Source organism: Streptomyces sp. NPDC087310 (assembly GCF_044744405.1).
Taxonomy (GTDB): domain Bacteria; phylum Actinomycetota; class Actinomycetes; order Streptomycetales; family Streptomycetaceae; genus Streptomyces.
Window position 1 is genome coordinate 43,045 of the sequence record NZ_JBIUYF010000002.1, and the last position, 13,263, is coordinate 56,307.

Here is a 13,263-nt window from a genome sequence, read left to right on the forward strand (position 1 = left end):
TCAGGGACGCGTCATGTCCACGTGAGGTTGAGCATCCTTCGTGCGGATATGCGTGCGAAGGAGCGGGGGCGACCGGCCTCGGCTCCCGCATCAGCCGCGCCTCCTGACGGCCTGCCGGGAGATGGTCCTGGCGTCGAGCCCGGAGAGCCCGCGCACGGCGACGTACGCCTTCTCGTGGCCGGGGAGCGAGACCCGGCCGCGGAGCACGGCCTCGGGGTCGCGCTCGATACGGTCGAGCAGCCGGCGGTAGATACCGGCCATGGCGGCGACGCAGGCGCCGCTGCGCCGGTCGAGCAGGGGCAGCAGCCGGTAGCCCTCGGCGAAGAGCGCGCGGGCGCGGCGGACCTCGAAGTGGACCAGTCCGGCGAAGTCGGCGCCGGGGGCCGGGGACGCGCTGTGGAACCCGGCGGAGCAGCCGAACTTGGCGAGGTCGTCGGCGGGCAGGTACGTACGGCCGTTGGCGGCGTCCTCGCGGACGTCGCGGAGGATGTTGGTGAGCTGGAGGGCGAGCCCCAGCGTGTCGGCGTACTCGGCGGCGCGCTCGGCCCCGGGGGCGCCGGGCGCGGTGCCGAAGATGCCGAGGGAGACCCGGCCGATGGCGCCCGCGACACACCGGCAGTAGATCTTGAGGTCGTCCCAGGTCTCGTACGTGTCGCCCCTGACGTCCATGAGGACGCCGTCGATCAGCTCGTCGAGCCCGTCGAGGGGCACCGGGAAGCGGCGGGCCGCGTCCGCGACGGCGACCGCCACGGGGTCGGTGTCGTCCTCGGCCACCTCGCCCGCCCTGACCCGGTCCAGCAGCCCCCGGGTCTCTTCGAGCCGGGCCTGCTTGACCTCGGGCGCGAGCGTGCCGTCGCCGATGTCGTCCACTCGCCGGGAGAGGGCGTACATCGCGGACATGGCCTGCCGCTTGTCGGTCGGCAGCAGTCTGATGCCGTAGGCGAAATTACGGGCCTGCTGCCCGGTGACGGCCTCGCAGTAGCTGTAGGCCGCCAGTACCGGCGCGGACATGGGCGTCTGTCCCTCCACGTTCCGGCTCACCCCTCTCTGTGCGCACTTCGCAAGACAGCTCCCACTTCACGCAGCAGACGTGGCTTGGTGGGTTTGGGCGGCCCGGGGAGCACATCGTGCCCGGCCGCCGCGATCGAAGCGAGGGCGGCGCGCCCTCCCGCCACAAATCCGGCGAGGAGGAGACGGAGCCTGCCGTGGACGCTGCCCACCAGGGCGGTGCCCTCGTCCAGCAGCAGCCGGGCGCGTTCGGCCTCGTGGGCGACCAGGGAGCGTACGGAGGCGTTCGCGGTGGGAGCGGCCAGGTCCGCCTCGGTGACACGGAAGCGCTTCATGTCCTCGGCGGGGAGGTAGATCCGGTCGCGGCCGAGGTCCTCGGTCACGTCCTGGAGGTGTTCGACGATCTGGAGCGCCGTACAGACGGCGTCGGAGCGGCGCAGCCGCTCGGGGCTCGCGGTGCCGGTGATCCCGAGGACGAGGCGGCCGACCGGGTTGGCGGAGAGCTCGCAGTAGGCGAGCAGGTCGTCGTAGGTCTCGTACCGCCGCACCATCTGGTCCTGGCGGTTGGCCCCGATGAGTCCGAGGAACGGCTCGGGGGGCAGTGAGCGGCGCCGTACGGTCGGGGCCAGGGCGCGCAGCAGCGGATGGCCGGGGGCGGGGCCGTGGAGGTCGAAGACCCGCCGCAGGTCGGTCTCGAAGGCGTCGAGCACGGCGGTCCTGTCGTCGGCGAGGCCGGGGGCGACGCCCAGGTGGCGGGCGTCGGCGCCGCCGGGGGCGAGATCGCCGTCACCGATGTCGTCGACGAGGCGGGCGTACCCGTACACCGCCATCAGGTCGTCGCGCCAGGCGCGCGGCAGGAAGAAAGGGGCCACGGGGAAGTTCTCGTCCGCGGCCTTGTCGAGCGTGGTGCGCGAGGAGTGGTCGGGGCGCACATCCGGGGTGCCCGTCACTGCGCGCTACCCGTTACGGGGACGGCGGAATCCTCGCGGAGCTGGAGATTTTCCGTCATTGCCGTCACATCTCCCGTTCTACACTGCCGACCCAATACATCCCATTTCGGACACGCCGCCCGCCCCTCCGAGTACAGGAGGCCCGCTGGCAGCCGGGTCGCCCGTGGGTATCGCCCCACTTGCCGCGAATCGGCCCGGCCCAGCTTACGTTGTACAACCAAGAGGAACACGTCGGGGTGTTGGTCGTATGACAAGAACGTGGCAATACCTGCCAACCTTCCCCCGACCCACCGGACTTGACCGATCCTTGACCAACGATGATCAGTTCGTATCATGCCAACGCCCCCGTCCGATCGCTCCGGCGGGGGCGTTGGTCCGTCTCTCGGGCGTCCCGGCCTACCTGCCGGTCTCCTTCTCGTATGCCTTGATGACCTCGTCGGTGGGACCGTCCATCAGCAGCTCGCCCTTCTCCAGCCACAGCACGCGGTCGCAGGTGTCCCTGATCGACTTGTTGCTGTGACTGACCAGGAAGACCGTGCCGGCCTCCTTGCGCAGCTCGCGGATCCGCTGCTCGGAGCGGATCTGGAACTTGCGGTCGCCGGTGGCCAGGGCCTCGTCGATCATCAGCACGTCATGGTCCTTGGCGGCGGCGATGGAGAACCGGAGCCGGGCGGCCATGCCCGAGGAGTACGTGCGCATCGGGAGCGTGATGAAGTCGCCCTTCTCGTTGATGCCGGAGAAGTCGACGATCGACTGGTACCGCTCCCGGATCTGCTCGCGCGACATCCCCATGGCCAGACCGCCGAGGATGACGTTGCGTTCACCGGTCAGGTCGTTCATCAGCGCGGCGTTGACGCCCAGCAGGGACGGCTGGCCGTCGGTGTAGACCTTGCCGCTCTCGGCGGGCAGCAGCCCCGCGATGGCGCGCAGCAGGGTCGACTTGCCGGAGCCGTTGGTGCCGATCAGGCCGATCGCCTCGCCGCGGTACGCGGTGAAGGTGACGCCCCGCACGGCATGGACCTTGCGGACGCCCCGCGACTCCCCCTTGTCGCGGCGGAGTATGCGGCTCAGGGCCGCGGTCGCGCTGCCCTTGCCGCCGCCACCGCCGTTGACGCGGTACACGATGTGCACGTCGTCGGCGATGACCGTGGGGACGCGTCCCTGCTTGTTGTCCTCAGCCACGGCCGTACCGCTCCTCAGCCTTCCAGAAGTACACGAAACCGACGACGCCCATCAGCACGGACCAGGCCAGCGCGACGAGCCAGACGTGCGCGGGCAGATTCTCCGAGCCGTACCCGTCGATCAGCGCGAACCGGACCAGATCCATGTAGATCGCGGCCGGGTTGTACTGGAGCACGTCGGCGATCCAGCTCGGCTTGTCCTTGAGCATGATCGGGATCGAGAACATCACACCCGACGCGTACATCCACGTACGCATCACGAACGGCATGAGCTGGGCGAGGTCGGGCGTCTTGCTGCCCAGGCGCGCCATGATCAGCGCCAGGCCGGTGTTGAAGAGGAACTGGAGCGCCAGGGCGGGCAGGACCAGCAGCCAGCTCAGGCTCGGGTAACTGCCGAAGATGACCGCCACGGTGACCAGCACGACCATGGAGAAGAGGAGTTGCTGAAGCTGCTGGAGGGAGAAGGAGACCGGCAGCGACGCCCGGGGGAAGTGCAGGGCCCGGACGAGCCCCAGATTCCCGGAGATGGCGCGGACCCCGGCCATCACCGAACTCTGGGTGAACGTGAAGACGAAGACGCCGGTGACCAGGAACGGGACGAAGACCTCCTGCGGGATGCCCCGCTTGGTCTGGAGGATCAGCCCGAAGATCAGGTAATAGACGGCGGCGTTCAGCAGGGGGGTCGCCACCTGCCAGAGCTGCCCCAGCTTCGCCTGGCTGTACTGGGCCGTGAGCTTCGCCTGGGAGAAGGCCAGGATGAAGTGCCGGCGGCCCCAGAGCTGGCGGACGTAGTCGCGCAGCCCTGGCCGGGCACCGCTCACCGACAGGCCGTACTTGGCGGCGAGCTCCGCCGCGGACAGACCGTCGTCGGGCGACGGGGGGGCGCTCACAGCGATCGCACCCTCATGGGTTGTGTCACTCACAAGTTGAAACTTTCGTCTTCAAGATGCGCAGCCGGTCGGGCACAGGCGCGGACGGCCAGGCCCCGGAAGTAATCCCGATGCTCTCAGAACTGAGCTTGTCAGATGACAGGCGGTCGGCCCAGCCGGGTCAGCCGCCATACCGTACGCCACTTCATCGGGCGCCGCGGACCACACGGTGTGGCCCAGCCTTCCCGGAACCCCCCGAACCATGCCTTCAGGGCGGGCCCGGACGGACGCCGCGCCAGGGTGAGCAGCAGCCATACGCCGAGGTAGAGCGGGACCACGGGGGCGGGGAGGTTACGGCGGGCCAGCCAGACCCGGTTCCTGGCCACCATGCGGTGGTAGACCGCGTGCCGGGACGGCGGCATCGTCGGGTGGTTCAGCACCATGTCGGCGCGGTAGTCGATCATCCATCCCGCGTCCAGGGCCCGCCAGGCGAGGTCGGTCTCCTCGTGGGCGTAGAAGAAGTCCTCCGGCAGCGGGCCGACCTCCGCGAGGACCTTCGTCCGTACGGCGCTGGCGCCGCCGAGGAAGGTCGTCACGCGGGAGGAGCGCATCGGGTCCGAGGCGCGCAGCCGGGGCACGTGCCGGCGCTGGGTGAGCCCGGTCTCCGGGTCGGTGATCCGGAAGCTGACGATGCCGAGGACGGGGTCGGCGGCGAAGGCGTCGCGGATCAGCTCCGCCGTGTCGGTCCGGGGCAGCAGCCCGTCGTCGTCCAGGAAGAGCACGACGTCCACCTCGGACGCCGCGGGCCCGAACGCCTCGATGCCGACGTTGCGGCCGCCGGGGATGCCGAGGTTCTCCGGCACCTCCACGGTCCGTACGCCGGGCGGGACGGCGCCCACCGGGGCGCCGTTCCCGACCACGACGATCTCGACCGGGTCGCCGTCCTGGCGGACCACGGAGTCGAGCAGCGCACGCAGATCGCCGGGGCGGTCACCCATTGTGATGATCACCGCGCCGAGGGTCTGTCCGGTCCGACGGACAGACCCTGGCCGCATGTCACTCACCTCAGCCTGCTGGACGCCAGGATGGAGACCAGGTGGAGCAGGGTCTGGAGGAGGGCGATCCCGGCGAGGACCGCGATCCCGAGCCGGGTGAAGAACAGGTCGCCGTTGACCTGGTCGAGGATCGCCACCACGAGGATGAAGAGGCTGGCCTCGATGCCGCCGACGAGCCGGTGGAACTTGAGCATGGCGGCGGCCCGGCGGGCCAGCGCGAGACCGGAGGAGCGCGGCACGGACGCCTCGTCCTTGACGGCGGGCAGTCCGCTGCGCTGCCTGGCCACGTCCACCAGGTCCGTCTCGGCCTTGATCAGGATCGCGCCGAGCGCGGCGAGCGTGCCGAGGAAGGCCCACAGCCAGTTGGTGGAGGTGCCGTTCTGGTGGAACACGTCGGCACCGCGCACCCCGAAGCCGACCAGCAGCGCGGCCTCGCAGAGGTAGTGGCCGATGCGGTCGAGGTAGACACCGGTGATGGAGGTCTGCCCCCGCCAGCGGGCCACCTCGCCGTCGACGCAGTCGAGCAGCAGATAGATCTGGAAGAGGACGACCGCGAGGATGGCGCCCGGCAGTCCCGGCAGGAGCAGCGCGGCGCCGCCGATGACGCCCACGACCACCATGAGGTAGGTGAGCTGGTTGGGCGTGATCCGGGTGTTCACCAGGTACGGGTCGATGTGCAGCGAGATTTCCCGCATGTACAGACGTCCGGCCCAGTGCTCACCACTGCGCCGGTCCTTCACTCCTTCCGGGTGGACGACCGGGCGGAGTTCAGCTACTGAGGGTCGAGGCATAGTCGGCGTACGCGTCCCTGATCTGGTCGGTGGAGAGGTCGAGGTGCTCAAGGATGGTGAAACGGCCCGGTCTGGTCTGCGGCGCGTAGGCGACGGCCCGTACGAACTCGTCGACGGTGAAGCCGATCTCCTCGGGCAGCACGGGCAGCCCGTGGCGCCGCAGCACCTCGGTGAAGAGCAGTGACTCCTCCTCGGCGCCGCGCAGCCGCATGGCGAAGGCGGCACCGAAGCCGACCTGTTCGCCGTGGAGCGCGGAGCGCCCCGGGTAGAGGAGGTCGAAGGCGTGGCTGATCTCGTGGCAGGCGCCGGAGGATGGGCGGGTGTCCCCGCTGATCGACATCGCGATGCCGGAGAGGACCAGCGCCTCGGCGAGCACGGTGAGGAACTCGTCGTCACCGACCCCGCCGGGGTGGCGCAGCACGGCCTCGCCCGCCGTACGGGCCATGGCGGCGGCCAGTCCGTCGACCGGCTCGCCGTTGACCCGGTGGGAGAGTTCCCAGTCCGCGATGGCCGAGATGTTGGAGACCGCGTCCCCGATGCCGGAGCGGACGAAGCGGACCGGCGCGTCCCGGATGACATCGAGGTCGACGACCATGGCGATGGGCGTCGGGACGCCGTACGAGCCGCGGCCGTTGTCGTTGTCGAGGATGGAGACAGGCGAGCAGATGCCGTCGTGCGAGAGGTTGGTGGCGACGGCCACCATGGGCAGCCCGACCCGGGCCGCCGCGTACTTCGCCACGTCGATGATCTTGCCGCCGCCGAGGCCCACCACGGCGTCGTACCGCTTGCCCTTGATGTCGTCGGCGAGCCTGACCGCCGAGTCGATCGTGCCGTCGGCCACGGCGTACCAGTCGGCGTCGGGGAGGACCGGCGCGAGCCGTTCGCGCAGCGCCTGGCCCGAGCCGCCGCTGACGGCGATCGAGAGCCTTCCCGAGCTGGAGATCCGCTGGTCGGCGAGGAGCCCGGCGAGATCGTCCATGGCGCCGGGCCTGATGTCCACGACGACCGGTGACGGGATGAGCCGGGTCAGTACTGGCACGCGATCTCACGGCCCTTCGCGAGGTCGGCGTGGTTGTCGATCTCGACCCAGGGGATGTCGCCGATGGGCGCGACGTCGAGGGTGAAGCCGCGGTTCACCAGCTCCTGGTAGCCGTCCTCGTAGTAGAGGTCGGGGTCCTTCTCGAAGGTGGCCCTGAGCGCGTCGGCGAGATCGGCGGCGGCCTCGGGCTCGATCAGGGTGACCCCGATGTACTCGCCGGTGGCGGTGGCCGGGTCCATCAGCTTGGTGATCCGGCGTACGCCCCGGTCACCGTCCGTGATGACCTTCATCTCCTCGTCGGCGAGGGACTTGACCGTGTCGAGGGCGAGGATGATCCGGCGGCCCTCGCCGCGCGCGGCGAGGAGCGTCTTCTCGACGGAGACGGGGTGGACGGTGTCGCCGTTGGCGAGGATCACGCCGCGCGCCAGGATGTCCCGGGCGCACCAGAGGGAGTAGGCGTTGTTCCACTCCTCGGCCTTGTCGTTGTCGACCAGGGTGAGCCGGAGGCCGTACTTCTCCTCCAGGGCGGCCTTGCGCTCGTACACGGCCTCCTTGCGGTAGCCGACGACGATCGCGGCCTCGGTCAGTCCGACCTCGGCGAAGTTGCCCAGGGTCAGGTCGAGGACGGTGGTGGTGCCCTCCCCCGCCGGGTCGACCGGCACGAGGGCCTTGGGCAGCGTGTCGGTGTAGGGGCGCAGACGCCGTCCTGCTCCGGCTGCGAGTACGAGGCCGATCATGCGGGTTCTCCTTCGTCGTGTACGGCGGGGGCTCCGGAGGACACCCAGAACCGGATGGACTCCACGAGCGCGATCAGCGCCACGGCGACGGCGAGCACCGTCAGTTCCAGCGGGAAGTCGAAGGCGCGGGTGGAGAAGGCGGCGCACAGGGCGACCAGCAGCGTGCGGCCCTCGTGTCCGCCGAGCGCCCGGACGAGCCCTCGGGGCGGGGCGCCGGTGCCGCCGCGGATGCGGTACACCGAGTCGTAGTGATGGTAGGCGACGGCCGCCACCAGCCCGAACGCCGCAGGCAGGGCGCCGGGGGCGTCGGCGCGGGCGGCGAGCACCAGTACGGTGCCGTACTCGGCCGCCCGGAAGACCGGCGGTATGAGCCAGTCGAGCGCGCCGCCCATCCGGCGGGCGACGGCGAACCCCGAGGTCAGGACGTACACCAGGGCGCCGCCGACGAGCACGGCGCCGTCGAGGGACCTGTGGTCGGACCCCGCGATCCCCAGCGGGGCGAAGGCCGCGGCGGCGACCACCGTGACACCGCCCACCAGGGCGATCAGGAAGGGCAGGATCCCCGGGAGCACGCGCGCCGGGCGCCGCAGCGCACGGGCGACGAGTTCGGCGAGCGGTCCCGAGTCGGCGAGGTCGGCGAGCGCGCCGGCGGCCCGGTCGGTCCGCACGGCCTTGCGGGTCACGGAGCGCAGGACGCGTCCCGCGGTGGTGTAGCAGGCGGCGAAGCCGCAGCCGACGAGGAGCGCGTAGAAGACGATCCGGGGTGTGGTCAGGGCGGTCAGCACGGCGATCATCGCCCAGCGCTCACCGATCGGCAGCACGATCATGCGGCGTACCCAGACCGTCCAGCCGACGCTGTCGAGCCTGCTGGAGAGCGCGGCGGTGGGGGTGCCGACGACGGCCTTGCCGCCGCCGTTCACGGCCGTACTGTCGACATTGGCCTCGTTGAAGGAGAAGTCCACCACATGCCGGCACGTCTGGAGGACCATCGCGCCGAGCGCGAGCGCCCAGACGTCATCGCCGCCACGGGCCGCGCCGAGGGCGAGCCCCGCGTAGTACGCGTACTCCTTGGCCCGGTCGAAGGTCGCGTCGAGCCAGGCGCCCATCGTGGAGTACTGGAGCGAGTAGCGGGCGAGCTGCCCGTCGGTGCAGTCCAGGACGAAGGAGAAGAGCAGCAGCACCCCGGCGGCGACATAGCCGCCGCGGGTGCCGGTGGCCGCGCAGGCCGCCGCGATCAGGGCGGTGACCAGCGAGGCGGTGGTGACCTGGTTGGGGGTCAGACCGCGGCGGGCGCACCAGCGCGCGAGATAGCGGGAGTAGGGGCTGATGCAGTACGTGGTGAAGAAGCCGTCGCGGGCCTTCACCGCGGAGCGCAGCCGTACGGCCTCGTCGTCGACGGCGGCGACGGCCGCCTCGGCCCGCTCGCGGGCGGGCGCGTCGGCGGGTACGCCGGCGACGAGCGACCCCAGCTCGGGGCGGGTGACGGCGGTGCCCCCGGCGTCGAGCGTGGTGGCAACCCGGTCGGTCAGGGGCGCGTCGTCCTCCGCCTCCGCGGCCGTGAGCGCGCTCAGCAGCGCGCCCCGGGCCGCGGGCTGGGCGGTGAGCGCCCCGGGGACCGCGGCGGCGGGGAAGCGCGGGTCGGTCAGGGCCAGGCGCAGGGCGTGGACGTGGCCGACGAAGCGGGCGTCGACGAGTGCGACGCGCTCGGACGCGGGGGCCGCGGCGAGCAGGCTCCGGGCCTCCTCGGCGCCGGGCGCGGTCCGTACGTCGAAGCCCAGGGACCGCAGATCGCCTTCGAGCGGCGATCCGGGTACCGGAGCACCGGTGAGGATGGCGGTCGACAGACGAACTCACTCCTTGACGCTGACAGGGCTGGGTGCGCGGCGGCAGGCCCCGGGATCCGGGGGGCGGCACGTCGGCAGAGGCTATCGGATGAACGAAAGGGCGAGTTCATCGCCCGTTTACGCCCTGTTCCGTACGGGACGGATGTCCCGGACACCCTCATCGGGGCCGGGAGCGGCCCATGCGGAGATCATCATTGTCGATCCGGGGGCCGCCCCACAAACCGTGGCCCCGGGGAGCACCGGAGGAAGCGCCGGGCAGCGACGGGCAGGACGGGGCCCCGGCGACGAGCAGGACAGGGCCTAGGGTGACGGCATGACATGGCTGATCACAGGCGGAGCGGGATATATCGGGGCACATGTGGTGCGTTCCCTGACGGCGGCGGGGGAACGGGTCGTCGTGCTGGACGATCTGTCGAGCGGCTTCGCCGAACGGCTCCCGGAGGGGGTCCCGCTGGTCCGGGCGTCGCTGCTGGACCGGGAGACCGTCGACCGGGTCCTGAGGGAGCACGAGGTCACCGGTGTGGTCCATCTCGCGGCGAAGAAGCAGGTCGGTGAGTCCGTCGAGCAGCCGCTGACGTACTACCGGGAGAATCTGCACGGGCTCACGGTGCTGCTGGACGCCGTCGTGGCGGCGAAGGTGCGGCGCTTCCTCTTCTCCTCCTCGGCGGCCGTGTACGGGGTGCCCGATGTGGAGTTGATCACGGAGCGCACCCCCGCGGTCCCGATCAATCCGTACGGCGAGACCAAGCTCGCGGGCGAGTGGCTGGTCCGGGCGGCCGGCAAGGCGCACGGAATCTCCACGGGTTGCCTGCGGTACTTCAACGTGGCGGGCGCGGCCCTGCCCGAGCTGTCGGACATCGGGGTGTTCAACATCATCCCGATGTTCTTCGACCGGATCAGCCGGGGCGAGGCGCCGCGGATCTTCGGCGCGGACTATCCGACGCCGGACGGCACCTGTGTCCGTGACTACATCCATGTCGCCGATCTCGCCGAGGCCCATCTCGCCGCGGCGCGCCATCTGACCGGGCACCCCGGCGGCCAGGACCTGACGGTGAACATCGGCCGCGGCGAGGGCGTCTCGGTGCGCGAGCTGGCCGATCTGGTGGCGGAGGTCACCGGGGACCGTACGGAGCCGGTGACCGAGGCCCGCCGCCCCGGGGACGCCGCGCGGGCCGTCGCCTCGGTCGAGCTGGCCACCCGGGAACTGGGGTGGACGGCGACCCGCGACGTACGCGCGATGGTCGCGTCGGCCTGGGCGGGCTGGCGACTGCACCACCCGGTGGCCCCGATCGGATGATCCGGTCGTCGCCCCGGACGGTCTCGTCGTCTCGGACGGTCTCGTCGTCTTGGGCGATCCTGCGGTCATCGTCTGGCGCACCGCTCTGACCTGGCATCATTTCCGCAGGTCAGAGCATATGACAACGGTGTTCACTGCCGTGTTGCCGGATACCCCCCACCCGTAGTTCACTGACGTGGTCAGCACTCGTCCAGACGACCGGGAGGCGTCCTCATGGGGGCAGGGCACAACCACGGGCACAGCCACGGACCGCCGGCCGGCACCGCGACCGCGGCCTACCGCGGCCGGCTGCGGATCGCGCTGGGGATCACGCTGTCCGTGATGGTGGTGGAGATCATCGGCGGCGTCGTCTCCGACTCCCTCGCCCTGATCGCCGACGCGGCCCACATGGCGACGGACGCGGTGGGGCTCGGCATGGCCCTGCTGGCGATCCACTTCGCGGCCAGACCCGCCGACGAGAGCCGCACCTTCGGCTACGCGCGGGCCGAGATCCTCGCCGCCCTCGCCAACTGTCTGCTGCTGCTCGGTGTCGGCGGCTATCTGCTCTACGAGGCCGTCGAGCGCTTCATCACGCCGCCCGAGACCAGGGGCGGGCTGACGATCGTCTTCGCCCTGATCGGCATGGCCGCCAACCTCGTCTCCCTCTCCCTGCTGACGCGGGGGCAGAGCGAGAGCCTCAATGTGCGCGGCGCGTATCTGGAGGTCCTCGCGGACACGCTCGGCTCGTTCGCCGTGCTGGTCTCCGCCGGGATCATCCTGGCCACCGGGTGGCAGCTCGCCGACCCGATCGCGGGGCTGCTCATCGGGCTCATGATCGTTCCACGTACGGTGAAGCTGCTGCGGGAGACGTTGAACGTCCTGCTGGAAGCGGCGCCCAAGGATGTGGACATGAGTGAGGTACGCGCACACATGCTCGCCCTGCCCGGGGTGGCGGACGTCCATGACCTCCATGCCTGGACGATCACGTCCGGGATGCCGGTCCTCTCCGCGCACGTGGTGGTGGACCAGGACGCGCTGGACGCGGTGGGGCACGAGAAGATGCTCCATGACCTGCAAGGATGCCTCGGCCATCACTTCGACGTCGAACACTGCACCTTCCAGCTCGAACCCCGCGGGCACGCCGAGCACGAGGCGAAGCTCTGCCACTGAGCCGTCCGCCGCTCACACCGTGGGGCGTGGCATGGAACGGACATGCCACGCTCCCGGAGTGCGGACACGGGACCTTCGTGCGGCAGACTTGGCAGCCGAGTCCCGAAGCGAAGGATGGTTATGCCGACCACACCAGTCACCGCGGCGAACAGCTCGTCGACCGCCGCACAAGAAACGATCATGCTGGAACTGGTAGACGAGGACGGCAACACCATCGGCACGGCCGAGAAGCTCTCGGCCCACCAGCCGCCAGGACAGTTGCACCGGGCGTTCTCCGTCTTCCTCTTCGACGAGCGCGGGCGGCTGCTGATCCAGCGCCGCGCGCTGGGCAAGTACCACTCCCCCGGTGTCTGGTCGAACACCTGCTGCGGCCATCCGTACCCGGGCGAGGCGCCCTTCGCCGCGGCGGCCCGCCGTACCCACGAGGAGCTGGGCATCTCGCCCTCCCTGCTCGCGGAGGCCGGCACCGTCCGCTACAACCACCCGGACCCTGCCTCGGGGCTGGTCGAGCACGAGTACAACCACCTCTTCGTCGGGCTGGCGCAGTCCGCGCCCCTGCCCGACCCGGAGGAGGTCTGCGAGACCGTCTTCGTCACCCCGGCGGAGCTGACGGAGCGGCACAGCGCGGCGCCGTTCTCCGCCTGGTTCATGACCGTGCTGGACGCCGCCCGTCCGGCGGTACGGGAGCTCACGGGGCCGGCCGCGGGCTGGTGACACCGCCGGGCCCGGCCGGATCCGTCCGGCCCGCCCGGTCTCCCGGGTCTCCCGGGTCTCCCGCGTCGCCCCGGTCCTTCCGGTCCGCCGGGCCCGGCCGCCCCCCGTCGAAGGGGAGCACCGCCCAGACGATCTTCCCGCCCCCGGCGGTGTGCTCGGCGGCGCATCCCCCACCCGCCTCCCGGGTGATCTCCCGGACCAGCAGCAGCCCGCGCCCGCCGGTCCTGGCGTGGTCGGTCTCCAGCGCCGTGGGGCGGTAGGGGTGGTTGTCCTCGACCGACACCCGGATCCAGCCGGCGCCGACGGCGACCTCCACGGCGATCTCGGGCGAGAGCAGGGCGGCGTGCCGTACGGCGTTGGTGACCAGCTCGGAGAGGACGAGCAGCACCCCGTGCACGGTGTCGCCCCTGACGGGTACGCGCTGGCGCACCAGCAGTTCGCGTACGGTGCGTCTGGCCCGGGGCACGGAGATGTCGAGCGCCGGGACGGTGAAGCGCCAGACCCCTTCGTACGACCGGGTCCTGACCGGAACACTTCCGCGGCTCTCCATTCCGTGGCTCCCACCTTCGGATCGACCGGTGTGCTCTCCGTCGTTCTTCATCGATGACAAGTCTTGGCAGGGAAGTGCC

Annotated in this window: 12 protein-coding genes and 1 pseudogene; 3 read left to right on the top strand and 10 right to left on the bottom strand. The window is 70.9% G+C overall.

Annotation, left to right across the window (positions count from 1 at the left end; all coding sequences use genetic code 11):
- Positions 1-90: 90 nt before the first annotated feature.
- The 9 genes from hpnD to ACIO3P_RS06320 all read right to left on the bottom strand — a co-directional run bounded on the left by hpnD (position 91) and on the right by ACIO3P_RS06320 (position 9,474).
- On the bottom strand, positions 91-1,041 hold the full coding sequence (hpnD, locus tag ACIO3P_RS06280; protein WP_401848786.1) for a presqualene diphosphate synthase HpnD: 951 nt from the start codon (positions 1,039-1,041) through the stop codon (positions 91-93).
- Positions 1,038-1,958, bottom strand: coding sequence for a squalene synthase HpnC (gene hpnC, locus ACIO3P_RS06285; protein WP_401848784.1), 921 nt, complete (start codon positions 1,956-1,958; stop codon positions 1,038-1,040). Before hpnC ends, hpnD begins: the two co-directional genes overlap by 4 nt.
- Positions 1,959-2,354: 396 nt before the next feature.
- A complete protein-coding gene (locus tag ACIO3P_RS06290; RefSeq protein WP_329827656.1) occupies positions 2,355-3,140 on the bottom strand; it encodes an ABC transporter ATP-binding protein in 786 nt (261 codons plus the stop codon).
- Positions 3,133-4,062 carry an ABC transporter permease gene (locus tag ACIO3P_RS06295; protein ID WP_329827657.1) on the bottom strand — a complete coding sequence of 310 codons (930 nt, stop codon included), beginning with the start codon at positions 4,060-4,062 and terminating at the stop codon, positions 3,133-3,135. The genes ACIO3P_RS06290 and ACIO3P_RS06295 overlap by 8 nt, the downstream gene beginning before the upstream one ends.
- A gap of 98 nt (positions 4,063-4,160) precedes the next feature.
- Positions 4,161-5,063, bottom strand: a complete 903-nt coding sequence (locus tag ACIO3P_RS06300) for a glycosyltransferase (RefSeq protein ID WP_329827658.1) — start codon at positions 5,061-5,063, stop codon at positions 4,161-4,163.
- 5 nt (positions 5,064-5,068) lie between these two features.
- Entirely contained in the window at positions 5,069-5,854 is a 786-nt protein-coding gene (locus tag ACIO3P_RS06305; RefSeq protein ID WP_329827659.1) for a CDP-alcohol phosphatidyltransferase family protein, read from the bottom strand.
- The gene (locus ACIO3P_RS06310; RefSeq protein WP_329827660.1) at positions 5,832-6,893 is read right to left on the bottom strand and encodes an iron-containing alcohol dehydrogenase family protein; all 1,062 of its coding nucleotides are present in this window, start codon (positions 6,891-6,893) and stop codon (positions 5,832-5,834) included. The genes ACIO3P_RS06305 and ACIO3P_RS06310 overlap by 23 nt, the downstream gene beginning before the upstream one ends.
- The gene (locus ACIO3P_RS06315; RefSeq protein ID WP_329827661.1) at positions 6,881-7,630 is read right to left on the bottom strand and encodes a phosphocholine cytidylyltransferase family protein; all 750 of its coding nucleotides are present in this window, start codon (positions 7,628-7,630) and stop codon (positions 6,881-6,883) included. The genes ACIO3P_RS06310 and ACIO3P_RS06315 overlap by 13 nt, the downstream gene beginning before the upstream one ends.
- Positions 7,627-9,474, bottom strand: a complete 1,848-nt coding sequence (locus ACIO3P_RS06320; RefSeq protein ID WP_401848863.1) for a DUF5941 domain-containing protein — start codon at positions 9,472-9,474, stop codon at positions 7,627-7,629. Before ACIO3P_RS06320 ends, ACIO3P_RS06315 begins: the two co-directional genes overlap by 4 nt.
- Positions 9,475-9,787: 313 nt before the next feature.
- Here ACIO3P_RS06320 and galE point away from each other — a divergent pair, with 313 nt between their 5' ends.
- The 3 genes from galE (at position 9,788) to idi (ending at position 12,634) form a co-directional block, all read left to right on the top strand.
- On the top strand, positions 9,788-10,771 hold the full coding sequence (gene galE / locus ACIO3P_RS06325) for a UDP-glucose 4-epimerase GalE (protein WP_329827662.1): 984 nt from the start codon (positions 9,788-9,790) through the stop codon (positions 10,769-10,771).
- A 213-nt stretch (positions 10,772-10,984) separates the two neighbouring features.
- Positions 10,985-11,920 (top strand): cation diffusion facilitator family transporter, encoded by a 936-nt coding sequence (locus tag ACIO3P_RS06330; RefSeq protein WP_329827663.1) that lies wholly within the window; start codon positions 10,985-10,987, stop codon positions 11,918-11,920.
- Positions 11,921-12,040: 120 nt separating this feature from the next.
- Positions 12,041-12,634, top strand: a complete 594-nt coding sequence (gene idi, locus ACIO3P_RS06335) for an isopentenyl-diphosphate Delta-isomerase (RefSeq protein ID WP_329827664.1) — start codon at positions 12,041-12,043, stop codon at positions 12,632-12,634.
- Between the two features lie 112 nt (positions 12,635-12,746).
- Here the strand turns inward: idi and ACIO3P_RS06340 are convergent.
- Positions 12,747-13,184 (bottom strand): annotated as a pseudogene (locus ACIO3P_RS06340) (ATP-binding protein); the annotation flags it as partial.
- Between the last annotated feature and the right edge of the window lie 79 nt (positions 13,185-13,263).

Coding starts and splice junctions, on each gene's coding strand:
- ACIO3P_RS06300 (WP_329827658.1), bottom strand. CDS start 5,063: ATGCGGCCAGGGTCTGTCCGTCGGACCGGACAGACCCTCGGCGCGGTG.
- ACIO3P_RS06305 (WP_329827659.1), bottom strand. CDS start 5,854: ATGCCTCGACCCTCAGTAGCTGAACTCCGCCCGGTCGTCCACCCGGAA.
- ACIO3P_RS06315 (WP_329827661.1), bottom strand. CDS start 7,630: ATGATCGGCCTCGTACTCGCAGCCGGAGCAGGACGGCGTCTGCGCCCC.
- galE (WP_329827662.1), top strand. CDS start 9,788: ATGACATGGCTGATCACAGGCGGAGCGGGATATATCGGGGCACATGTG.
- ACIO3P_RS06330 (WP_329827663.1), top strand. CDS start 10,985: ATGGGGGCAGGGCACAACCACGGGCACAGCCACGGACCGCCGGCCGGC.
- idi (WP_329827664.1), top strand. CDS start 12,041: ATGCCGACCACACCAGTCACCGCGGCGAACAGCTCGTCGACCGCCGCA.